The organism is Rhodococcus sp. SJ-3 (assembly GCF_051918125.1).
Lineage (GTDB): Bacteria > Actinomycetota > Actinomycetes > Mycobacteriales > Mycobacteriaceae > Rhodococcus.
On the sequence record NZ_CM123306.1, the window covers coordinates 46,317 to 68,277 of the forward strand.

Genomic DNA, 21,961 nt, shown 5'->3' on the forward strand with positions numbered 1-21,961 from the left:
AGGTTCGGACTATTTCGGGGACACATCCGATGCGGGCAGCAACGGAGGTTGCCTGTCGAACCACGGGTCGGCCTGCTCGAGTTCACCGGCGAGTGCGAGCAACAGTGCCTCGCCGCCGAGCGGGCCGACGAACTGCACCCCCAGCGGCACTCCGTCACTCGTCCAGTGCAGCGGCACGGAGATGGCCGGACGGCCGGTGATGTTGGCCAGCTGTGTATAGGGGGTGCGGCCGAGGTTGTCGTCGATCACCTTGTCGATCAACCCACTCCAGCGCGCGAGTCGTCCCATCCGGGTCGCCATGAGGGCCGAGCCGAGTGTTCGCATCCACCTCGGCGTTGCCAGTTCGCCGACCCGAGCAGGCGGATACGCCAGTGTCGGTGTGAGCAGCAGGTCGTAGCGTTCGTGGAACGCGGAGAGGTCGCGAATGTAGCCCGCCCAGCGGGCATGTGCGGCAAGATAATCCGGCGCCGACACCGATCGGCCGAGTTCGGCGAGAAATCGGGTGTCGAACTCGAACCCGTCCGGCCCACACCCGGTGCGGCGCCTGGCCTCGTCGACCTCGAGCGCGAGCGACGCGAACCACATGGTCAGGAAGTCGGCGGCAAGGCGGCGCTCGTCGATTCCGGTCTCTGCAGGTTCCACGCGGTGTCCGAGTTCGTCGAGCAGCACCACCGCGCGATCGACTGCAGCGACGGCCTCGGTATGGACGCCGGTACCGATCGGAGAGTCGGTCGCGTAACCGATCCGTAGACGCCGGGGTGGCGTCTCCAACGCTGCCGCATAGGAACCGGGAATACCAGCGGTGGCATACGGTGCCGCCGGGTATGCCCCGGCCATCACGTCGAGCATCGCGGCCGAGTCGCGGACCGTTCGGCTGATCACACCGTTCGACACGGCGCCGTGCAATGGTTCACCCCCGACCGGTCCCGTGGGTACCACGCCCCGGCCAGGTTTGAGACCGACGAGACCACAGCAGGCCGCTGGGATACGGATCGAGCCGCCGCCGTCGTTGGCACCCGCCACCGGCACCACACCTGCTGCCACCGCCGCTGCGGAGCCACCCGAGGAACCGCCGGGGGTGAGCTCAGGGTTCCACGGATTGCGGGTCGCCCCGTTCACCTCGGGTTCGGTGATGCCCTTCGCACCGAACTCCGGTGTATTGGTCTTGCCGAAGATCACCAGACCGGCACCGATCCAGCGATCCACCACCACGGAGTTCTCCGCCGCCGGCATCTCGGTGAGCGCTCGGGAGCCGCTCCCGTCGGGAGTCCCGATGACATCCTGCATCAGGTCCTTGACCAGGAACGGAACACCTGCGAATGGCCCGGACAAGGGTCCGTCGGCCCGCACGCGGGCGCGCTCGTCGAGCCGTTGCACGACCGTGTTCAACGTCGGATCGACAGCGTCGAGGCGTGCGAGCGCCGTATCGAGCAGCTCGATCTTCGATACCTCACCTCGGGCCACAAGTCCCGCGAGGCCCACCGCGTCGTAACGGCGATACTCGGCATAGTCCACGGTCGTCCCTTCCTGCGAGCCCTGTCAGGACGCAGAGTTCGCGTCGACGGGCGGGTCACCCGCCTTCTTGCGCGCGATGTCCTCCAGTGCGGCGACATAGGCCGCACGATCGGCTGCACCGGCTTCCCATGCGTCCTTCCGGTTCTTCACGACCTTGGCCGGGGACCCCACGGCAATGCCGTAATCGGGGATGTCCCCCTTGACGACAGCGTGTGCTCCCAGGACGCACCCGCGCCCGACCCGGGTGCCGCGCAGCACCGAGACCTTCGCAGCGATCCAGGTGTCAGGACCGATCCGGACGGGGCTCTTCACGATGCCCTGGTCCTTGATCGGATAGGTGATGTCCTCGGTGCGGTGATCGAAGTCGCAGATGTAGCACCAATCGGCGACCAGGGTCGATGCGCCGATCTCGATATCGAGGTAGGTGTTCACCACATTGTCCTTGCCGAACACGACCTTGTCGCCGATCCGCAGTGATCCTTCGTGGCACCGAATGGCGTTGCCGTCGCCGATGTGGACCCACTTGCCGATCTCGAGCCGCGCCAGTTCCGGTGTCGCGTGGATCTCTACATTCTTTCCCAGGAAGACCATGCCGCGCAGCACCACGTGCGGGTTCGAAAGCTTGAACTTCGCCAATCGGTAGTACCGCACCAGGTACCACGGGGTGTACGCCTTGTTGTTCAACACCCACCGCAGCGATGCCGGTGTCAGGAATCGGGCCTGTTCCGGATCACGACGCCGCGAACCACGCCACCTGGTGCTCAACGGTGCACCCCACATGCTCGTCATGGCACGAAGCCTACGGCGTCGAGACACACAGCCTACGGTCTGCCTCGCCCGGAGCGTGTAACACCCGGCCCGATACGCTGGCGTCTCGAATCCGAAAGTCGTGAAGGAGTTGAGCGATGCGGGGTGCCCGGCGAGCTGCGGTGCTGACGGCGACGGCAGCACTTGCGTTGAGCGGGTGCGGTGGCGGCGATTCCGATGGACCATATTCGGCCGGCGCGTGGCCCGGACGCCATTCGGATGGGCGCAACAGCAACACGACCGTCAGCGAGGGGCTCGACGACGTCACGTCGTCGTGGTCGCGGGCGACCGGTGGCGCTGTCGGCTCACCGGCGACGGTGGCACCGAACGGCCAGGTCACCATCACGTCGGCTACAGACGCAGGATGCAACATCTTCTCGTACCAGATGGACAACGGCCGCAAACGCTGGTGTACACGCCTCGGTCCAGGAGTGGCGGACATCAGCCCGGTCGCTGACGATGTCGCCAACGTGTATGTCGGTGAGGCCGGTGGCCTGCTCTCGTTCACCGAGAACGGCCAGCGCCGCTGGCGGATCCCGGTGAGCGGCACTCCCCGCGCCGTGCAGTTCGCCGGTGACGGAAGTCTGGTCGTGATCACACATTTCGGTCAGGTCAACATCGTCGATCCGCAGACCGGAATGCTCCGTGCACCGCTGTTCGATCTGGTCCCGATCCCCGGGGTCGAGGACGGTAGCAATATCCCGCGCCGGGAACCCGACCACGGATTGGCCGGATGCTTCGGTGGCTCCCCGGATTGCCCCGTCGCGACCACCCCCGCCGTCGACCGGGACACCGGCCGCATCTTCACGACGGTGTGGCGTCCCGGCGCCGACCGGGCCGCGCTGGTCGCTCTGCGGTACCCGGGGGGCGAGGCCCCCATCGTCACCGAGGAATGGTCGAACGTCGATCTTCCTGGCGGCGCCACGACAAGTCCGGCGCTCTCGGCCGATGGCACCACGGTGTACGTCCACGACGGCGAAGGTGCATTGTGGGCGATCGACGCCGAGACCGGACAGGCTCGATGGAGTCACGACCTCGGATACACGCCGGCGACCGGTCCTGCCGTCACCGATGACGGCCTGCTCGTGCTGTCGGCCGGTGGCCCCGGCGCGCTCACCGCCCTGCGCGACACCGGCGACGGCGCGGAGGCCGCCTGGGAGCGCGACGACGTCCGGCAGGCCGGTGTCCCGGCACTCACAGCGAACGGTCGCGGCTACACGATCATTTCGGGCGACGACGGCCTCACGGCGCTCGTGTTCGACGTGACCGACGGACGGACTCTCGACGAGGAGATACTCCCCGAGACGACCGGGTTCTCTGTGGGGACGGCTGTCGGTCCGGACGGTCAGCTCGTCGCCGCGACCGTGAACGGTGAGTTGTACGTGCTGGACGGCTCCGAGGACTGAGCCGCACCCTGCGGACAGCAGGGTGTCAGCGGCTCGCGCGGCACACGAAAGCCACAGGCGTCCGGCCCACCCGGGTGAGCACAATGCTCAGGGCGTCGGTGCCTCGTAGCTTCAGTCGCGGGCGCAGCTGGGCGGGGTCGACGTCGACCCCGCGCACCAGGATCTCGGCCGAACCACAGTCGAGTCGAGCGAGTGCCTGCCGCAGGTTCTTCTCGGAGTACTTCAGCTGCTCGAGTACCCGGAAACCGCGCACACCGTCAGGAAGCACATCACCGGTGAGATAGGCGATGCGCGGGTCTAGTTGCCACAGACCGTGTCTCGCGGCGTAATGCCGCACGAGGCCTGCACGCACGATCGCGCCGTCCGGGTCGATGATCCATTCGCCGGGAGCCTGCGCGGGGATCTCGTCGTCCATCGCATCGGTGATCTCGACATCCGCCCCGTCCGACCTCAGAACGGTGGCGCGACGACGGATTCCCGTCTCGGTCAGGCCTGGCGAGTAGAGGCAGGCCTCACGGACACCCGAGTCGAGCGAGACGACCTCGACCTCGCCGTCCCATGCAAGTTTGTCGAAATCGAGTCCGGGAGCGCACTTCACGGCGAGATCGCGACCGGAGTAGACGTCGAGCAGGTCCGGAAGCGGAGGCTGCAGCGCGGCCGGATCGTGGGTACGCTTGCCACCGGACCTGCGCGCCGGATCGGCGATCACCGTGGTTCCGCGTGTCACCGGTCGCAACGCATCGGCCCGAACCACATGGGCGCCGGGAACATTGTGGACCGCCATCGCGAGACGCACCCCGTCGAGATCGCTCCCGACAACGGTGTCGGCCACACCGACCAACGCGGCCAGTTCTGCCCCCACCGAACAGGTCACGTCGTGAACCTGCCGACCTGCGAGGCGACGCGCTCGGTGCGCTGCGACCGGCGACGGGGTCGCCTGTTGCACCGCGTCATCGGTAAGTAACCACCCCTGCGCGCCTCGCAGCTTGGTTGCGGCCTTGCGACGCGCCATCACCGTCTCGACCAGAGGCGCCGCGCGGTCACCGAAACGCGTACGAACCCAGTCGATATCCGACAGACGCGTACGCGTCGACAGCTCCCGGGCGTCGACATCGGACAGTGCTGCAACGCCGTGATCCGACGTCAGATACTCGACGTCGGTGAGCGTGAACTCGTAGCCCAACTACTTGCCGGGCTTCACGCCGGTGATCATCACGTTGTAGAAGAAGTTGCGTGGCACCACATGTTTGAGCACGTTCTCGTCGACCCAGCTGAGGGTCTTCCAGCCACCGAATGCGAACTTGGCCCAGTTCCAGCCGAGCTTCTCCTCGGGGACCGCCGCTTCGAACGTGCGAACCGGCCAACCGAGCAGTGCAGCCGCGAATTCTTCGCTCGAAGCTGCGACCTCGACCGCACCCGCCGAAGTGGCGAGCTTCTCGAGATCCGCGGGGTCGAACGTGTGCAGGTCGACGACCGCTTCGAGCGCCGCGGCACGCGAGGACTCGTCGAGTTCGGTCTGCGGGCGGCGCCAGTCGCTCAGGAACGGCAGCTTCGTGATGGTGGTGGTCGCCTCCCAGGTGATGCGACCGAGCCACCGCGCGTAGAAGTTGCCGACGGTGCTGGGCTCGCCCGCGAAGACGAAACGTCCGCCCGGCTTGAGCACACGCAGCACCTCACGCAGCGACTGTTCGACGTCGGGGATGTGATGCAGGACCGCGTGGCCGACGACGAGATCGAAGGTGTCGTCCTCGTAGGGAATGGTTTCGGCATCGGCAACCCGGCCGTCGACGTCGAGGCCCAGGTTCTCCGCGTTGCGCAGCGCGACCTTGACCATGCCGGGCGACAGGTCGGTCACAGACCCGCTCTTCGCGACCCCGCCCTGCATGAGATTGAGCAGGAAGAAGCCGGTGCCGCACCCGAGTTCCAGGGCGCGCTCGTACGGCAGCTGCTGCTCACCGGCCGCGAGATCGAAGCGACCGCGAGCGTAGTCGATGCACCGTTCGTCGTAGGAGATCGACCACTTCTCGTCGTAGGTCTCGGCTTCCCAGTCGTGATAGAGCACCTGAGCGAGCTTGGAGTCCTCGAGAGCAGCCGCGACCTGTTCGGCGGTGGCGTGCGGGTTCGGCGCGGGATCGGTCCCGTCGGTCCTGCTTGCAGTCATGACGCAGATCCTACCCGGCAGTAAGCACTCGACAAGTGTCCCGTCCCGACGACTATTTGCCCAGGAATTCGGCCTTGCCCGGCCCGTTCTCGATGAACGACTGCATGCCGATCGTACGGTCCTCGGTGGCGAACAGGCCCGCGAAAACATGCTGCTCGATCTTCAGGCCGGTGTCGAGATCGGTATCCAGTCCCTGGTCGATCGCGGCCTTCGCGGCTGCGAGTGCACGGCTCGCGCCCGTGGTGAACTGCGAGGCCCATGTGCGTGCGGCGTCGTACACGGCGTCGGGTGCGACCACCTCGTCGACGAGCCCGATCGACAGGGCCTCGTCGGCGCCGACGAAGCGACCGGTGAAGACGATGTCCTTGGCCTTCGAGGGTCCGACGAGACGCGCCAGTCGCTGGGTTCCACCGCCGCCCGGGATGATTCCGAGCAGCACCTCGGGGGTGCCGACCTTGACGTTGTCGCCGGCGATACGGCGATCCGCGCCGAGTGCGAGTTCGAGTCCGCCGCCGAGTGCGTACCCGGTGAGCGCCGCGACCGTCGGCTTCGGGATGTCGGCGACAGAACCAAGAGCGGACTGCAGATCCTCGACGATCTTGCTCATCTGCACGTAACTCAGGTCGGCCATTTCCTTGATGTCGGCACCGGCGGCGAAGACCTTCTCGCCGCCGTACACGATCACGGCCTTGACGTCGTCGCGCACGGTGGCTTCGCGCGCGGCGTCCCGGATTTCCTCCTGGACCTGCCGGTTCAGGGCATTCATCGGGGGGCGGTCCAGTCGGATCGTGCCGATGCCGTCGGAAACCTCGAGTGTCACGAATTCAGCCATGCGCCCCAGCCTAGAGGTCGTCGCAGGAGGCGTCCCGATGAGCCGAGGCAGATGTCGTCCTCGGCGAGCCGAGTCAGATGTCACTGCGATTTGCCCAGGGGTGCGGGCCGCCTCCCTCGTAGTAGCCCTCATCGCCGTCGAACGCGATATGGATTCCGGCGTCGGTCCGGCTCATGACAGGCAGGATCGTGGGAATTTCCGGCTCGGCCGCCAGGATCTCGGCGACCGTCGCGTACTTCGACAGTCCGATGAGCTGAGACCAGGTGGGGGGAAGCAGCACCGACCGCCCGGATTTCCAGTGCTCGAGCGCCTCTGCGGGAGTCTGCCAGAGCACTCGCTCCGCCTCGCTGGTCTCACCGTCGGCGTTCTGCCCGTCCGGCGCGGCAGCCACGAAGAAATGCGTGTCGTAACGCCGACGCTCCCCCAACGGGGTGACCCAGCGCGCCCACGGGCGCAGCAGGTCTGCGCGCAGGACAAGCCCTTCCCGGGTGAGGAAATCACCGAACGACAGTTCGCGTGTTTCGAGTTGCGCGCGTGCCTGCGCGTGAGAGGCGGTGTCGGCAATCACCGAATCGGGGTCCTTGCCCGCCAGGAGCACACCGCACTCTTCGAAGGTCTCACGAACCGCGGCGAGCACAAGTGCCTGCGCCCTCGACTGCGTGACGTCGAAGCGTCGCGCCCACCAGTCGACATCGGGCCCTGTCCACCGCAGCGACACCTCGCTGTCACTGCGGTCGACGCCGCCGCCGGGAAAGACGGTCATACCGCCTGCGAAATCCATCCCTACGACACGCTGCAGGAGGAAGACCTCGATGCCCCGTGCCGAGTCCCGGACGAGCATGACGGTGGAGGCGTCCTTGACCGGCACGGAGGTGGGATCGAAGACGCTTGCCGAGCGTTCGTTAGCCATTCTCGGAGCCTAATCGATCAGTCCGGCTCGACCCGTCCCGGTCTCAGCCCCGCCGGTGTCTCCCCGGCTCGCTCGTGCGGCGAGCAAAGAAGCGGTCGTCGGCCTTGTCCAAAGTGATCGACTGGCTGAAGGCAGCGCTCAGATTCTCCGCGGTGATCACATCGTCGATCAGGCCCTGCGCGACCACACCGCCCTCCTTGAGCAGCATCGCGTGGGTGAATCCCGGCGGGATCTCCTCGACATGGTGGGTGATCAGGACCGTCGCAGGCGCGTCCGGGTCGGCGGCGAGTGTCGCGAGCCGCGCCACCAGTTCCTCACGGCCGCCGAGGTCCAGGCCCGCAGCAGGTTCGTCGAGCAGTAGCAGTTCCGGGTCGGTCATGAGCGCCCTGGCGATCAGCACCCGCTTGCGCTCCCCCTCGGAGAGGGTTCCGTAGGTGCGCTGCGCCAAGTGTTCGGCGCCGAGGCTCTCGAGCATCTCGACCGCGCGGGTGTGGTCGACGTCGTCGTACTTCTCCCGCCACCGGCCGAGCACACCGTATCCGGCGGAGATCACCAGATCGACCACCAACTCATCACGAGGGACGCGATTGGCGAGCGCGGACGACGACAGTCCGATGCGAGGCCGAAGTTCCGAGAGGTCGGTGCGGCCGAACGTCTCGGCCAGCACGTGCGCGGTACCGGACGTCGGGAAGTCCTCGGCAGCCGCGACACGCAGCAACGACGTCTTACCCGCGCCGTTCGGACCGAGCACCACCCAACGCTCGTCGAGTTCCACCTTCCAGGTCACGGGGCCGACGAGGACATTTCCTCCTCGCCGCACCAAAACATCTTCGAATTCGATGAGCAGATCGGGATCAGGTTGTGCCACGCCGTCCATCTTCGCTCACGTCCCTACTCGGGACACGGCAGGATCTCCTTCGTGTCGTCATCCACTCGTGTGCATGCCTCCGCCGATCGCACGGCCGAGGCCGATCGATCACCGTTTCCCCTCGGCGCAACACCGGGCGACAGGGGTACTCACTTCGCTGTCCACGCTCCGCATTGCGACCGCCTGCAGGTCTGCCTGATCGACGACGACGATCGGGAACGCCGCGTCGACCTGCCCGACCGCACATTCGGTATCTGGCACGGCACGATCCCCGATGTCGGTGCCGGCTGTAGGTACGGCTATCGCGCGCACGGGCCCTGGAACCCCCGCGACGGCCTGCGAACCAATCCGCACAAGATCCTGCTCGACCCGTGGGGCCGACAGGTCACCGGAAGCGATGTCGGCGACACCGCGCGATTGCTCGCGTACGACGACGAGCCGTTCGGCTCGATGTCCTGTGTCGATTCGCTCGGGCACACGCCCCTGTCCGTCGTCACCCCGGCTGCCTCGTCCGAGACGGCACAGCATCGCCGACCGTCCATCCCGTGGGAGGATACCGTCATCTACGAATTGCACGTCGGTTCGTATACGGCCGCGCATCCCGGCGTACCGAACGCGCTTCGAGGTACCTATCTCGGATTGGCGGACCCGGCGGTGATCGGCCACCTCGTACACCTGGGTGTCACCGCGGTCGAACTCCTGCCAGTGCATGCATTCGTCACCGAACCTCCGGTGCGGGCCAGGGGAATGCGCAATCACTGGGGGTATTCGACCGCGTCGTTCTTCGCACCACACCCCGGTTATGCCGCGGTACCCGGCAACGAGATCGCAGAGTTCCGCACGATGGTCACGGCGCTGCACGACGCCGGGATCGAGGTGATCCTCGACGTCGTCTTCAACCACACGTGCGAGTGGTCGGTCGCGGGACCGAGCCTGTCGTGGCGCGGGCTCGATGCTCCCGGGTACTACCTTCTGAACGACAACGGCCACGATATCGATCTGACCGGCTGCGGCAACACCGTCGATGGCACGTCGCCGATCACGGTGCGGATGATCTGCGACAGCCTGCGCTATTGGGCAACGGACATGGGCGTGGACGGTTTCCGGTTCGATCTCGCGAGTGCCCTGGGCCGCCGACTCGGCGGCGCGTTCGACGCTCGCGCAGCTTTGTTCACCGCCATCACCACCGACCCAGTGCTCACCGAATGCAAACTCATCGCGGAACCGTGGGACGCGACGTCCGAGGGTTATCAACTCGGCCGGTTCGGTGTCCAATGGTCCGAGTGGAACGACCGCTACCGCGACGCTACCCGACGCTTCTGGGCGCGACGTTCCGGAGTGCGTGAGATCGCTTCTCGCCTGACGGGGTCGGAGGAACTGTATCGGCGCTCCGGCCGCCGGCCGTCGGCGTCGATCAATTTCGTCACCGCGCACGACGGGTTCACTGTCGCCGACGCAGTCTCGTTCACACGCAAACACAATGCCGCGAACGGTGAGGACGGCCGGGACGGTTCCGACCACAACGAGTCGGTGAACCACGGCATCGAAGGGCCGACCGACAATCTCGCGATCCTCACCGCGCGCGCTCGACACGTCCGCGCCTTGCTCGCCACATTGCTGCTTTCGGCGGGCACTCCCCTGCTCCTCGCGGGCGACGAGTTCGGCCACACCCAGCGCGGCAACAACAACGCGTACTGTGTCCCCGCCGGGACGCCGGTATCCGAGGCGTGGCCGCTCGACTGGGAACGCGCCGACCACGCACGCATCGAGTTCGTCCGTTTCCTGTTGGAACTGCGGCGCAGAGTGCCCGTGCTCCGGCAACGTCGATTCTTCGAAGGCCGTGCCCGCACGGTCGGTTATCCCGATCTCGTGTGGTTCGGGGGCGATGGCAACGAACTGCAGGATGCCGACTGGCACGACGACGACCGTCACACAGTGCAGGCGTGGCTGGACGGATCGGGGCTGGCAACGGTGACGTCGACGGGCAGACCTCTTCCGGACACCAGCGGCCTGTTCGTCCTGCACGCCGGCGACTCGATGGCGGTGACGTTGGCGAGCCCCGAGTGGTACCACGGCGACATCCGGTGTGTGTTCGATTCTTCCGCGGCCGATGGCCGTCCGATCGATTCGGCCGCGTACCGCGTGGGGTCGTCGTTCTCGCTGACAGGACCGACCGTACTGGTGTTCCGGGCCGCGAACTGACCAGCGCGGCGGCGAGTGTTTCGCGTCAGGACGCTGACCCGTCAGGACACGGTGGCGATCACGGTCATCGAGCCCGGTTCGACCTCGGTGAAGCCGGCGTCGCGCACCGCGACGCCTGCCCCTTCCTCGACTCCGACTGCGAGCTCACCCCACCGGCCCGGGTCGGCGTCACGAACCGCACACCGAAAGCCGGTCGCCGCCCATGCGCGCGCCGAGTCGACGTCGAGGGCCCCGGCCAGCAGCATCGAGGCATGGCCGACCTGAGCCGCGGCTTTTCCGACCGTCATTCCGAGTGCCGCGTTCACCCACAGCACAGGCACCCCCGCGGGAGCATCGACGGGATCGTCGTGAGGCAGATCCGTACCACCGATCTGCAGTCGCGCGATACGAGGATCGAGGTCGCCCACCGGGCCGGGGACGAGCGCGCGGGCCTGCGCTCCACCACGGTCGACGGTCACCCCATCGATCTCCTGCACGGCACGCCAGTGCACTCCGCGGGCGCGACGGCTCACCTTGCGAATCCGGGCATCGTTCCACGAAAGGAACGCCTCCTGCCACTCGCCCGGTCCACCGTCTTCTCCGGCGCCGACCCGAGGGTCCAGGCACAGCGCCACTGTCGCGACGGCCGCGGCCTCGAGCAATGCGCTGCGGGCAGGAGGCTCGGCTTTCGGGATGTGCAGGACGAGGGGCATCGCGAGCACTGCAGACGGATCGTCCGGGTCGTCGCGGTGTCCGTAGCCGCCCGCGAGTACCCCGTGCCTGGATCGGAATCCGGGATCGGCGAAAACCGGGTGCGGCTCAGGCACCGTGCTCGAGTGGGACGCGCCGGAGCGTTCCGTCGCCGCGGTCTGCTGCCTCGATCTCCTCCCGCGTCACGCCGAGGACGAACAGGACCGCGTCGAGATACGGGTAGGACAGCGCGGTGTCGGCGACCTCACGCAGCGCGGGCTTCGCGTTGAAGGCGATACCGAGACCGGCTGCGCTGAGCATGTCGATGTCGTTCGCGCCGTCGCCCACCGCCACGGTCTGCTCGATCGGGACGCCGGCGTCGTCGGCGAACTCCCGGAGCGCGCGTGCTTTCGCCGCCCGGTCCACGACGTCGCCGATGACCCTGCCGGTGAGCTTTCCGTCGACGATCTCCAGTGTGTTGGCCCGCACGAAGTCGAGTTCGAGGTCGTGCGCGAGGCCTTCGATGACCTGACGGAAGCCACCCGAGACGACTCCGCAGCGGAATCCGAGACGACGCAGCGTCCGGATGGTAGTGCGTGCACCGGGCGTCAGTTCGATCTGCTCGGCCACCTCGTCGATCACGCTGGCGGGCAAGCCCGCGAGGGTGGCCACTCGCTGCTCGAGCGATTCGGTGAAATCGAGTTCCCCACGCATCGCGGCCTCGGTGACGGCACGGACCTTGTCCTCGACACCGGCATGTGCGGCGAGCATCTCGATGACCTCACCTTGGACGAGCGTCGAATCGACATCGAACACGATCAGGCGCTTCGATCGGCGGGCGAGCCCACCACGCTCCACGGCGATATCGACGTCCAGACCCGCCGCGAGTTCCGCCAGTGCCTTGCGCAGGGCTTCGTCGGCGACGGCGCCCTGGTCGGTGGCGGTGACCATCAACTCGAGGCCGGTGAGCGGGTAATCGGCGATGCCGCGGATCGAGTCGATGTTCGCTCCGAGGGAGGCGAGCGTACGACCGACGGAGCGCATGGCGCGGGCGCTGACGGGGCTACCGAGCACGACAACCGCATGGGTGGAGACAGCGCGGCCGTTCACCGGCCGGGCGCCGACCTCGACATCGGCGTTCATACCGATGGTGGCCATGGCGGCCTCGACCTCGTCCTGCAGGGCCTCGGGATCACCGGGGCACACCACTACGACGCCGAGCGTGAGCCGCCCCTTGATGACAACCTGCTCGACATCGAGCAGGTCCACGTCGTGGCGGCTCAACGCGGCGAACAGCACCGAGGTCACACCGGGATGGTCCGGGCCCGTCACCGTCACGAGCACAGTGGTCTCAGACGCCACTACGTCTCCGATCTTCGTCAGTCGAATCGTGCACGGCCGAAACACGTGCGCGTCCATTGTTGCAGTCGCGTGTGTCCCTGACGTGCGGGGGTTGGGCCCCTGCGAATCGCCTCGGGCCACAGAAGGCGAAGACCCCGCCCGTGGGGGGCGGGGTCTTCGTCAAAGCTCTTTCAGGGATGGCGCGTCTAGTCTTCGCCGGCACGCGGGTGGTCGCCGGGAGTGCGGTCCGCACCCTCGAGCACGTTCACGTTGTGCTTGTGGCTACCCGGTCCGACATGCGCTTCGGCGCGCATCCGCTCCACCATGTGCGGGTAGTGCAGTTCGAATGCGGGACGCTCCGAGCGAATGCGCGGCAGCTCCGTGAAGTTGTGGCGCGGCGGCGGGCAGGTGGTGGCCCACTCGAGCGAGTTGCCGTAGCCCCACGGATCGTCGACCGTGACGACCTGGCCGTAGCGGTAGCTCTTGAAGACGTTCCACATGAACGGCAGTGTCGAGGCACCGAGGACGAAGGCACCGATCGTCGACACGATGTTCAGATTGGTGAAACCGTCGGTCGGGAGGTAGTCCGCGTAGCGACGGGGCATGCCCTCGTTGCCGAGCCAGTGCTGCACCAGGAATGTCAGGTGGAAGCCGACGAAGGTAAGCCAGAAATGCCACTTTCCGAGACGCTCGTCCATCATCCGGCCGGTCATCTTCGGGAACCAGAAGTAGATGCCTGCGTAGGTGGCGAACACGACGGTACCGAACACGACGTAGTGGAAGTGCGCGACGACGAAGTAGGTGTCGTGCAGGTGGAAGTCCAGCGGAGGGCTCGCGAGGATGACGCCGGACAGACCGCCGAAGAGGAAGGTGATCAGGAAGCCGACCGAGAACAACATCGGTGTCTCGAACGTCATCTGACCTCGCCACATGGTGCCGATCCAGTTGAAGAACTTCACGCCCGTCGGCACAGCGATCAGGAACGTCATGAACGAGAAGTACGGGAGCAGCACCGCGCCGGTTGCGTACATGTGGTGAGCCCACACGGCGATGGAGAGCGCAGCGATGCCGATCGTCGCGTAGACGAGGCCGGTGTAACCGAAGATCGGCTTGCGGCTGAAGACCGGGAAGATCTCGGAGACGATGCCGAAGAACGGCAGCGCGATGACGTAGACCTCGGGGTGGCCGAAGAACCAGAACAGGTGCTGCCACAAGAGGACACCACCGGTGGCCGGGTCGTAGATGTGACCACCGAGGTGACGGTCGACGAACAGGCCCATGAAAGCGGCGGTCAGCAGCGGGAAGACCAGCAGGATCAGGATGCTGGTGATCAGGATGTTCCAGGTGAAGATCGGCATCCGGAACATCGTCATACCGGGAGCACGGAGGCACACGACGGTGGTGATGAAGTTGACGCCACCGAGGATGGTGCCCAGGCCCATGACACCGAGGCCGAGGATCCAGAAGTCCGCGCCGACACCCGGGGAGTGCAGCTCACTGGTGAGCGGCGTGTATGCCGTCCAGCCGAAGTCGGCAGCGCCGCCGGGGGTCACGAAACCGAGCATCACGATCGTCGCGCCGAACAGGTACAGCCAGTAGCTGAACGCGTTCAGACGCGGGAACGCCACGTCGGGCGCACCGATCTGCAGCGGCAGGATGTAGTTCGCGAACGCGAACACGACCGGCGTCGCGTACATGAGCAGCATGATCGTGCCGTGCATGGTGAACAGCTGGTTGAACTGCTCGTTCGACAGGAACTGCAGGCCCGGAACCGCGAGTTCGGTGCGCATCAGGAGGGCCATGAGGCCACCGATGAGGAAGAACGAAACCGAGGTGATCAAGTACATGATCCCCAGATCCTTGGGATCTGTGGTGGTGATCATCTTGTAGATGAACGAACCCTTTGGTCCCTGCCGCGGCGGGTATGGCCTTGCTGCAGCTATCTCTGGGACTGGCTGGGGCGCTACGGCAGTCACTAATCCTCCTGAATGCGCGCTCGACTCGGGCTGGAGGCGAACGGTCTCTCTGGCTTGCGCTCATCGAATCGTAGACCGTGCGCGCACCACTCGTTAACCGGGTCCTACTCGCTGTCGTACTCGGCCGCCACACTACCGCTGAACCCGCGATTCGCACACGAGCGAATCGCCGCGTCCAGCACGTCACACACCCCGAGTGACGCACATCACTTAGCGGAGAAGCGCCCGCGTAGAGCACCGTTCTCGACGCGGCCCACTGTGGCAGGATCGCCGGGGCCGATCTGCACAAGCGATAACCTGATTCGTCCCCTCTAGAGGAAGTGGTGGAATTGCCCGCGCACCGTGTCCGCATCGTCGCTCTCGCCGCCGCCACGGCCGCGCTCACGGTCGTCGGCTGTTCGGCTCCGGCCGACGACCCGGCCTCCGAGATCGTGCGCACCACCACCCGCATCGCCGGCGCCGCCGTGGTGGGTATCGAACGCGACACGACGACGGCGTGCGCGCTGCCGAGCCCCACCGACCCGGGCCTACCCGCCGGCGGCACGCACGGAGTCATCCACACCGCCGGCGTATCCGAGGTCCCGAACGATCCGCAGCGGATCGTGGTCCTCGACACAGCGTCACTCGACGCCGTGTGTGCACTGGGACTGTGGGAACGCGTCGTCGGTGTGAGCATCGCCGCGGACGAACGTCCCGAATACCTCGGCACGGGTGTCTCGGAGATTCCCGCGATCGGTTCGGCCGGCTCCCCCGATCTCGCTGCGATCGAGCAGGCCCGACCGGATCTCATCATCGGCGCAGCGGCCGACACGGGACTCTACGACTCGTTGTCGTCCGTCGCACCGACCGTCGTCGTCGGATCCGACCAGGTGTTCTGGCGGCAGCAGTTCGAGCGCGTCGGCGAGTCGCTGGGCCGTTCCGAAGCGGCACGCAGGGTGCTCGAGGAGTACTCCGTCGCAGCGACCGAACTCGGACGCGAACTCACCTCGTCGCAGACACAAGCGTCTCTCGTGCGCTTCACCGGCGACGAACCCACCATCGACGGCACCGCGTCGTTCGCCGGTCAGGTCCTCGCCGACCTCGGGGCAGAGAGGCCTGCACCGCAGCGGTTCGGGGTCGAGGACGGCCGCGCCTTCCGACAACTCGACACAGAGGACCCATCGCCCGCTGACGGAGATGTGATTTTCGTCCGATTCGCCGGACAGAACGGCCTCGATCGGGGTACGGAGTACATGAAGCGGGACGAGTGGCTCGATCTCGGTGCCGTCACCGACAACCGGCTGTTCTCCGTCTCGGACGAGGTGTGGTCCACGCCCGGCCCGGTCGCGGCCCACGCAGTACTGACAGATCTGAGGCACACACTCAATGGCTATTCGAACTGACAACACTGCAGGTGTCCGCCGGATCGGCATCACTCTCGCGGGCGCACTCACACTGGGCACACTGGCTGTCGCGCCGGTAGCCGCCCAGCCTGCCGACCGGCCGGACATCGAGGTATTCGCCGCCGACGGTACGACTCCTCTCGGCGACGCTCCCGTCCACGAAGGCGACACGGTGGTCGTCCGCGGTACCGGGTTCGACCCCGAGGCCAACCGCACCGGCGGGCTGCCGCTACCGGTGCCGCCCGGTGTTCCGCACGGCACCTTCGTCTCGTTCGGCGGTTTCTCCGAGCACTGGCGCCCGTCCGAGGACGCCCCCACCGAGAGTCGCGCCACGGTGCGCTCCACCAACGCGTGGGTGTTGTCGGAACGTGCATTGAACCAGGTTCCGGATCGACCGTTCGACATGCGCCGCACGGTGCGGCAGCAGTGGGTTCCGCTCGCCGACGACGGATCGTTCACGGCCACGATCACCATCGACGCGCCCGAGACCGTTCCCGACGATGCCCGGTACGGCATCTACACCTTCGGCGCGGCCGATGCGGTCAACGCCGAGCAGGAGTTGTCGGTCCCGGTGAACTTCGACCCCTCCCCCGGCCCGAACGCTCCGGTTGCGCCATCCCAGGACCTCGTGTGGGGATTCGCCCCCGGCTACAACGATCTCGTCACGGGAACCACCCAGGGCTCGGTCGTGGGCCGCGACGGCGCCTCGGTTCGAGACGACGGAACGATGACCTTCGAGCTCTCCGAGGCGCGGATGGACAAGAACACCGGCCTCGGACGCATCGAGTACCGCGGCACGGTCGTGTCGTTCACGCGCTTCCATCTGCTCGAGATCGCCCTCGCGAATCCTTGGATCGAGTTCACTGCCGACGGCACCTACCTGACCGCGGAATCATCGACCGGCGATCAGGTCGGCAGCGACTCGATGAGCCGCATCACACTGGCCCGCCTCGATACACCCGCCGAGGGCGGACGCACCCAGTGGAGCAATGTGCCCGCCCGGTTCACGGTGCCCCTGCAGCCGACCGTCCTGCTGCCCTACTCGGGGCAGACCGCGTCCCCTGTGTCGTTCCACTTCTGACGTGCTGGGACGGACTCATGCCCATCCCTGATTTCGTCGCTGCCCTCCGCACTCACGTCGGCCATGATCCGCTGTGGTTGTCCGGGGTGAGCGCAATTGTGCTCGGCGACGACGGCCGTGTCCTGCTCACCCGCCGCGCCGACAACGGCAAGTGGGCGGTGGTGTCGGGCACCCTCGAGCCCGGTGAGGAACCGGCCGCGGCGGCAGTCCGCGAAGTGGCGGAGGAAACGGGGGTCGACGCCGAGGTGCTCCGGCTCACGAGCGTCGACGTCACCGAGCCGATCACCTATCCCAACGGGGACGTCGCGCAATATCTGGACGTGTCGTTCGTGATGCGCGCGACCGGCGGAGCGGCCCGGGTCGCCGACGACGAGAATCTCGAGGTGGCGTGGTTCGCACCCGACGAGCTGCCCACACCGCTCACGACCACGTCGGCGCTACGGTTGGAGAGGGCGCTCGCCGGCCGTCCCGAGGCCTGGTTCCGGAGCCCCTGACCCGCCCCGAACATCGCTGCGGCCGAACGCCGTCCGAAAAGAACGACATTCGGCCGCAGTCATACGGTCGAACCGGATGTGGCAGCCGGATCAGAAGTCCCAGTCGTCGTCCTCCGTGACGACGGCCTTGCCGATCACATACGAGCTTCCCGACCCCGAGAAGAAGTCGTGGTTCTCGTCGGCGTTCGGGGACAGTGCCGACAGAATCGCCGGGTTGACGTCGGCCTCGTCCTTCGGGAACAACGCCTCGTAGCCGAGGTTCATCAGCGCCTTGTTGGCGTTGTAGCGCAGGAACTTCTTGACGTCCTCGGTGAGACCGACCTCGTCGTACAGATCCGAGGTGTAGTGGGTCTCGTTGTCGTACAGCTCGAGCAACAGGTCGAAGACCCAGTCCTTGAGTTCGTCACGCTCGGCCTGCGAAACCTGTTCGAGGCCCTTCTGGTACTTGTAACCGATGTAGTAGCCGTGCACGGCCTCATCGCGGATGATCAGACGGATCACGTCGGCGGTGTTGGTGAGCTTCGCGCGCGATGACCAGTACATCGGAAGATAGAAACCCGAGTAGAACAGGAACGACTCGAGCAGCGTCGAGGCCGCCTTCCGCTTGAGCGGATCGTCCCCCTGGTAGTAATCGAGGATGATCTGGGCCTTGCGCTGCAGGTGCTCGTTCTCCTCCGACCACCGGAACGCATCATCGATTTGACGGGTCGAGCACAGCGTGGAGAAGATCTGCGAGTAGCTCTTGGCGTGCACGGACTCCATGAAAGCGATGTTGGTCAGCACCGCCTCCTCATGCGGCGTGACCGCGTCGGGGATCAGCGACACGGCACCGACGGTGCCCTGGATCGTGTCGAGCAGGGTCAGGCCGGTGAACACCCGCATGGTGAGCTGCTGCTCGTATTCGGTGAGCGTGCCCCACGACGGAATGTCGTTGGACACCGGCACCTTCTCGGGCAGCCAGAAGTTGCCGGTGAGGCGATCCCACACCTCGGAGTCCTTCTCGTCGGGGACGCGGTTCCAGTTGATCGCGGAGACGCGATCGATCAGCTTGACGCGTGTGCCGTCGGCCGGCGTGTGCGCTGCTGTAGTCATCGGTTACCTACCTGAATTGTGTGCTGGTGCAAGGACTGTCTCGACAGAGGTCACAACATGCAGGACACGCAGTTCTCCACCTCGGTCCCTTCGAGCGCCATCTGACGAAGCCGGATGTAGTACAACGTCTTGATTCCCTTGCGCCACGCGTAGATCTGAGCCTTGTTCACGTCTCGTGTGGTGACGGTGTCCTTGAAGAACAGTGTCAGCGACAGACCTTGATCGACGTGCTGTGTGGCCGCCGCGTAGGTGTCGATGATCTTCTCGTACCCGATCTCGTACGCGTCCTGGTAGTAGTCCAGGTTGTCGTTGGTCAGGTACGGCGCGGGATAGTAGACGCGACCGATCTTGCCTTCCTTGCGGATCTCGACCTTCGACGCCACCGGGTGGATAGAGCTGGTGGAGTTGTTGATGTACGAGATCGATCCGGTCGGCGGGACGGCCTGCAGATTCTGGTTGTAGATGCCGTGCTCCTGTACCGACGCCTTCAGCTCGCGCCAGTCGCTCTGGGTGGGGATGGTCACGCCTGCGTCGGCGAACAGGGCGCGCACGCGATCCGTCTCCGGCTCCCAGGCCTGCTCGGTGTACTTGTCGAAGAACTCACCCGACGCGTACTTCGACTCCGGGAACCCCTTGAAATGGGTGCCGCGTTCGATGGCGATCCGGTTCGATGCGCGCAGCGCGTGGAACAGCACCGTATAGAAGTAGATGTTCGTGAAGTCGATACCCTCGGCCGAACCGTAGTAGATGCGCTCGCGCGCCAGGTAGCCGTGCAGGTTCATCTGGCCGAGGCCGATGGCGTGGGACTCGTTGTTGCCCTTCTCGATCGACGGCACCGACGCGATGCTCGTCTGATCGGAGACCGCCGTCAGGCCGCGGATCGCGACCTCGATGGTCTGCGAGAAGTCGGGCGAGTCCATGGTCTTCGCGATGTTGAGCGAGCCGAGGTTGCAAGAGATGTCCTTGCCCACATGGCTGTAGGACAGGTCGTCGTTGAACTCCGACGGCGTCGAGACCTGAAGGATCTCGGAGCACAGATTCGAGTGGGTGATCTTGCCCGCGATGGGATTCGCCCGGTTGACGGTGTCCTCGAACATCACATACGGGTAGCCGGATTCGAACTGCAGTTCTGCGACCGTCTGGAAGAACTCGCGGGCCTTGATCTTCGACTTGCGGATGCGCTTGTCGTCGACCATCTCGTAGTACTTCTCAGTTACGTCGATATCGGCGAACGGCTTGCCGTAGACCCGCTCGACGTCGTACGGCGAGAACAGGTACATGTCCTCGTTCCGCTTCGCCAGTTCGAAGGTGATGTCGGGGATCACGACGCCGAGCGACAGCGTCTTGATGCGGATCTTCTCGTCGGCGTTCTCACGCTTGGTGTCGAGGAAGCGGTAGATGTCGGGGTGATGGGCGTGCAGATACACCGCACCGGCACCCTGACGTGCGCCGAGCTGATTGGCGTACGAGAACGAATCCTCGAGCAGCTTCATGATCGGGATGACGCCCGAGGACTGGTTCTCGATCTTCTTGATCGGCGCGCCGTGCTCACGAATATTGGTGAGCAGCAATGCAACTCCACCACCGCGCTTCGACAGCTGCAGTGCCGAGTTGATCGAGCGACCGATCGACTCCATGTTGTCCTCGATACGAAGGAGGAAGCAACTCACCGGCTCGCCGCGCTGCTTCTTTCCGGAGTTGAGGAACGTGGGGGTCGCCGGCTGGAATCGACCGGAGATGATCTCGTCGACGAGGTGACGGGCAAGGATCTCGTCGCCGTCGGCGAGGGTCAGCGCAACCATGCAGACGCGGTCCTCGAACCGCTCGAGGTAGCGCTTGCCGTCGAAGGTCTTGAGCGTGTACGAGGTGTAGTACTTGAACGCACCGAGGAACGTCGGGAAACGGAACTTCTTCGAGTATGCCTGCTGGAACAGTGATTTGACGAAGTCGCGCGAGTACTTGTCCAGAACCTCCGGCTCGTAGTACTTCTCCTCGACGAGATAGTCGAGCTTCTCGTCGATGTTGTGGAAGAACACGGTGTTCTGATTGACGTGCTGCAGGAAGTACTGGCGCGCAGCGGCCACGTCCTTGTCGAACTGGATCTCGCCGTTCGGACCGTACAGGTTCAACATCGCGTTGAGTGCGTGGTAGTCGAGCGACTCGTCTGCCGCGGAGCTCGTGGTCCGAGCGGGATCGGTAATGGTCACAGTGCTGCCCCTACATATCGGAAGGTATGAAAATCAGCCGCGCCGCCGGCGGGCGCGCGGTCCTCGAGAACTGCGGGTCGAGACCCGCCTGTAGCGTTATGCGGTCTGAAGGCTCTGACCCCAGAATTGCGCGAGACCATCACGGACACGCTCCACGTCGTCGGCTGTGCCCATCAGTTCGAACCGATACAGATACGGCACCTTGCACTTTCGCGAAACGATGTCGCCCGCGAAACAGAATGATTCGCCGAAGTTGGTGTTCCCCGCCGCGATCACACCGCGAATAAGACTCCGGTTGTGCTCGTGGTTCAAGAAGCGGATCACCTGTTTCGGCACGAAATTCGTGTCGCGGCCGGTGACGGTGGTGCCGCCTCCGTAAGTGGGCAGGATCAACACGTACGGATCTCGGACCTCGAACGTGCCTTCACGGTCATGCAGCGGGATCCGGACGGCCGGAATCCCGAGTTTCTGCACGAACCTGTGGGTGTTCTCGGATGCGCTCGAGAAGTACACCAGAGACGTCCGCGGGGTAGACCCCTGCGAGGTCATCGGTACTCACCAACTTTTCGGTCGATTACGAAGTCCGGCTCGGCATACGATGCCGCACTGCTGCAGCGATCCGAGTGGAATCAGGCTGCGACCGCGAGAGCCTTGATGCGATCCGGACGGAACCCGGACCAGTGATCCTCGCCGGCCACCACGACAGGCGCCTGGAGGTAGCCCAGCGCCATCACATAATCGCGGGCTTCGGGGTCCTCGGAGATGTCGACGACCGAGTAGTCGATACCGGCCTTGTCGAGGGCGCGATAGGTGGCATTGCACTGGACGCAAGCAGGCTTGGTGTAGACGGTGATGCTCATGAAAACCCCTCTTTCACACGGCCCTGACCGGCCGGACGACTGACTGCTGCGCGACGGAGGAACGCCCATCGAACCGACTCGATCCCACTTCCCCGAGAGATCGATCACGTTGTGGGCCTCCAACGGTCTAGACACTACACCTTGTGCCCGACGGATAC

At 65.6% G+C, this 21,961-nt stretch carries 19 protein-coding genes; 5 read left to right on the forward strand and 14 right to left on the reverse strand.

What is annotated here, in order from left to right:
- Positions 1–9 precede the first annotated feature (9 nt).
- Both ACTDXD_RS00200 and ACTDXD_RS00205 read right to left on the reverse strand, forming a co-directional pair.
- The gene (locus ACTDXD_RS00200; RefSeq protein ID WP_440125233.1) at positions 10–1,515 is read right to left on the reverse strand and encodes an amidase; all 1,506 of its coding nucleotides are present in this window, start codon (positions 1,513–1,515) and stop codon (positions 10–12) included.
- Between the two features lie 24 nt (positions 1,516–1,539).
- Positions 1,540–2,304 carry an acyltransferase gene (locus ACTDXD_RS00205; RefSeq protein ID WP_440125234.1) on the reverse strand — a complete coding sequence of 255 codons (765 nt, stop codon included), beginning with the start codon at positions 2,302–2,304 and terminating at the stop codon, positions 1,540–1,542.
- 116 nt (positions 2,305–2,420) lie between these two features.
- Between ACTDXD_RS00205 and ACTDXD_RS00210 the strand changes: the two genes are divergently transcribed.
- Complete coding sequence (locus ACTDXD_RS00210; protein ID WP_440125235.1) at positions 2,421–3,728, forward strand: outer membrane protein assembly factor BamB family protein; 1,308 nt, start codon at positions 2,421–2,423, stop codon at positions 3,726–3,728.
- 25 nt (positions 3,729–3,753) lie between these two features.
- On the opposite strand, the gene ACTDXD_RS00215 is transcribed toward ACTDXD_RS00210, so the two are convergent.
- The 5 genes from ACTDXD_RS00215 to ACTDXD_RS00235 all read right to left on the reverse strand — a co-directional run bounded on the left by ACTDXD_RS00215 (position 3,754) and on the right by ACTDXD_RS00235 (position 8,508).
- Entirely contained in the window at positions 3,754–4,911 is a 1,158-nt protein-coding gene (locus tag ACTDXD_RS00215) for a THUMP-like domain-containing protein (protein ID WP_440125236.1), read from the reverse strand.
- Entirely contained in the window at positions 4,912–5,889 is a 978-nt protein-coding gene (locus ACTDXD_RS00220; RefSeq protein ID WP_440125237.1) for a class I SAM-dependent methyltransferase, read from the reverse strand. It lies immediately after the preceding gene.
- 52 nt (positions 5,890–5,941) lie between these two features.
- The gene (locus ACTDXD_RS00225; protein ID WP_440125238.1) at positions 5,942–6,721 is read right to left on the reverse strand and encodes an enoyl-CoA hydratase-related protein; all 780 of its coding nucleotides are present in this window, start codon (positions 6,719–6,721) and stop codon (positions 5,942–5,944) included.
- 73 nt (positions 6,722–6,794) lie between these two features.
- Complete coding sequence (locus ACTDXD_RS00230) at positions 6,795–7,631, reverse strand: NUDIX hydrolase (RefSeq protein ID WP_440125239.1); 837 nt, start codon at positions 7,629–7,631, stop codon at positions 6,795–6,797.
- A 43-nt stretch (positions 7,632–7,674) separates the two neighbouring features.
- Positions 7,675–8,508 carry an ABC transporter ATP-binding protein gene (locus tag ACTDXD_RS00235; RefSeq protein ID WP_440125240.1) on the reverse strand — a complete coding sequence of 278 codons (834 nt, stop codon included), beginning with the start codon at positions 8,506–8,508 and terminating at the stop codon, positions 7,675–7,677.
- A gap of 42 nt (positions 8,509–8,550) precedes the next feature.
- Here ACTDXD_RS00235 and glgX point away from each other — a divergent pair, with 42 nt between their 5' ends.
- Positions 8,551–10,701, forward strand: coding sequence for a glycogen debranching protein GlgX (glgX, locus tag ACTDXD_RS00240; RefSeq protein WP_440125241.1), 2,151 nt, complete (start codon positions 8,551–8,553; stop codon positions 10,699–10,701).
- A 41-nt stretch (positions 10,702–10,742) separates the two neighbouring features.
- On the opposite strand, the gene ACTDXD_RS00245 is transcribed toward glgX, so the two are convergent.
- The 3 genes from ACTDXD_RS00245 to ctaD all read right to left on the reverse strand — a co-directional run bounded on the left by ACTDXD_RS00245 (position 10,743) and on the right by ctaD (position 14,687).
- Positions 10,743–11,507 carry a peptidyl-tRNA hydrolase gene (locus ACTDXD_RS00245; RefSeq protein ID WP_440125242.1) on the reverse strand — a complete coding sequence of 255 codons (765 nt, stop codon included), beginning with the start codon at positions 11,505–11,507 and terminating at the stop codon, positions 10,743–10,745.
- The gene (gene serB / locus ACTDXD_RS00250) at positions 11,500–12,789 is read right to left on the reverse strand and encodes a phosphoserine phosphatase SerB (protein ID WP_440125243.1); all 1,290 of its coding nucleotides are present in this window, start codon (positions 12,787–12,789) and stop codon (positions 11,500–11,502) included. The genes ACTDXD_RS00245 and serB overlap by 8 nt, the downstream gene beginning before the upstream one ends.
- A 128-nt stretch (positions 12,790–12,917) precedes the next feature.
- Positions 12,918–14,687 (reverse strand): aa3-type cytochrome oxidase subunit I, encoded by a 1,770-nt coding sequence (gene ctaD, locus ACTDXD_RS00255; RefSeq protein WP_440125244.1) that lies wholly within the window; start codon positions 14,685–14,687, stop codon positions 12,918–12,920.
- A 323-nt stretch (positions 14,688–15,010) separates the two neighbouring features.
- On the opposite strand from ctaD, the gene ACTDXD_RS00260 reads away from it, so the two are divergent.
- The 3 genes from ACTDXD_RS00260 to ACTDXD_RS00270 are packed head-to-tail and all read left to right on the forward strand — an operon-like array spanning position 15,011 to position 17,644.
- A complete protein-coding gene (locus ACTDXD_RS00260) occupies positions 15,011–16,069 on the forward strand; it encodes an iron-siderophore ABC transporter substrate-binding protein (RefSeq protein ID WP_440125245.1) in 1,059 nt (352 codons plus the stop codon).
- Complete coding sequence (locus ACTDXD_RS00265) at positions 16,053–17,150, forward strand: HtaA domain-containing protein (protein WP_440125246.1); 1,098 nt, start codon at positions 16,053–16,055, stop codon at positions 17,148–17,150. Before ACTDXD_RS00260 ends, ACTDXD_RS00265 begins: the two co-directional genes overlap by 17 nt.
- Positions 17,151–17,167: 17 nt before the next feature.
- Complete coding sequence (locus tag ACTDXD_RS00270; RefSeq protein WP_440125248.1) at positions 17,168–17,644, forward strand: NUDIX hydrolase; 477 nt, start codon at positions 17,168–17,170, stop codon at positions 17,642–17,644.
- A gap of 90 nt (positions 17,645–17,734) precedes the next feature.
- Here ACTDXD_RS00270 and nrdF read toward each other — a convergent pair whose 3' ends face one another.
- From nrdF to ACTDXD_RS00290, 4 genes are all read right to left on the reverse strand, one after another.
- Positions 17,735–18,736: a class 1b ribonucleoside-diphosphate reductase subunit beta gene (nrdF, locus tag ACTDXD_RS00275; RefSeq protein WP_440125249.1), complete on the reverse strand. Its 1,002-nt coding sequence runs from the start codon at positions 18,734–18,736 to the stop codon at positions 17,735–17,737.
- 50 nt (positions 18,737–18,786) lie between these two features.
- Complete coding sequence (gene nrdE, locus ACTDXD_RS00280; protein WP_440127827.1) at positions 18,787–20,868, reverse strand: class 1b ribonucleoside-diphosphate reductase subunit alpha; 2,082 nt, start codon at positions 20,866–20,868, stop codon at positions 18,787–18,789.
- Positions 20,869–21,039: 171 nt separating this feature from the next.
- Complete coding sequence (nrdI, locus tag ACTDXD_RS00285) at positions 21,040–21,492, reverse strand: class Ib ribonucleoside-diphosphate reductase assembly flavoprotein NrdI (protein ID WP_440125250.1); 453 nt, start codon at positions 21,490–21,492, stop codon at positions 21,040–21,042.
- A gap of 80 nt (positions 21,493–21,572) precedes the next feature.
- Positions 21,573–21,803, reverse strand: a complete 231-nt coding sequence (locus ACTDXD_RS00290) for a redoxin NrdH (RefSeq protein WP_169686011.1) — start codon at positions 21,801–21,803, stop codon at positions 21,573–21,575.
- Positions 21,804–21,961 lie beyond the last annotated feature (158 nt).

Bases quoted from the DNA above. Each gene is read 5' to 3' on its own strand.
- ACTDXD_RS00205 (WP_440125234.1), bottom strand. From the start codon at position 2,304: ATGACGAGCATGTGGGGTGCACCGTTGAGCACCAGGTGGCGTGGTTCG.
- ACTDXD_RS00210 (WP_440125235.1), top strand. From the start codon at position 2,421: ATGCGGGGTGCCCGGCGAGCTGCGGTGCTGACGGCGACGGCAGCACTT.
- ACTDXD_RS00220 (WP_440125237.1), bottom strand. From the start codon at position 5,889: ATGACTGCAAGCAGGACCGACGGGACCGATCCCGCGCCGAACCCGCAC.
- ACTDXD_RS00225 (WP_440125238.1), bottom strand. From the start codon at position 6,721: ATGGCTGAATTCGTGACACTCGAGGTTTCCGACGGCATCGGCACGATC.
- ACTDXD_RS00230 (WP_440125239.1), bottom strand. From the start codon at position 7,631: ATGGCTAACGAACGCTCGGCAAGCGTCTTCGATCCCACCTCCGTGCCG.
- ACTDXD_RS00235 (WP_440125240.1), bottom strand. From the start codon at position 8,508: ATGGACGGCGTGGCACAACCTGATCCCGATCTGCTCATCGAATTCGAA.
- serB (WP_440125243.1), bottom strand. From the start codon at position 12,789: ATGGACGCGCACGTGTTTCGGCCGTGCACGATTCGACTGACGAAGATC.
- ACTDXD_RS00265 (WP_440125246.1), top strand. From the start codon at position 16,053: ATGGCTATTCGAACTGACAACACTGCAGGTGTCCGCCGGATCGGCATC.
- ACTDXD_RS00270 (WP_440125248.1), top strand. From the start codon at position 17,168: ATGCCCATCCCTGATTTCGTCGCTGCCCTCCGCACTCACGTCGGCCAT.
- nrdF (WP_440125249.1), bottom strand. From the start codon at position 18,736: ATGACTACAGCAGCGCACACGCCGGCCGACGGCACACGCGTCAAGCTG.
- nrdE (WP_440127827.1), bottom strand. From the start codon at position 20,868: ATGTTGAACCTGTACGGTCCGAACGGCGAGATCCAGTTCGACAAGGAC.
- nrdI (WP_440125250.1), bottom strand. From the start codon at position 21,492: ATGACCTCGCAGGGGTCTACCCCGCGGACGTCTCTGGTGTACTTCTCG.
- ACTDXD_RS00290 (WP_169686011.1), bottom strand. From the start codon at position 21,803: ATGAGCATCACCGTCTACACCAAGCCTGCTTGCGTCCAGTGCAATGCC.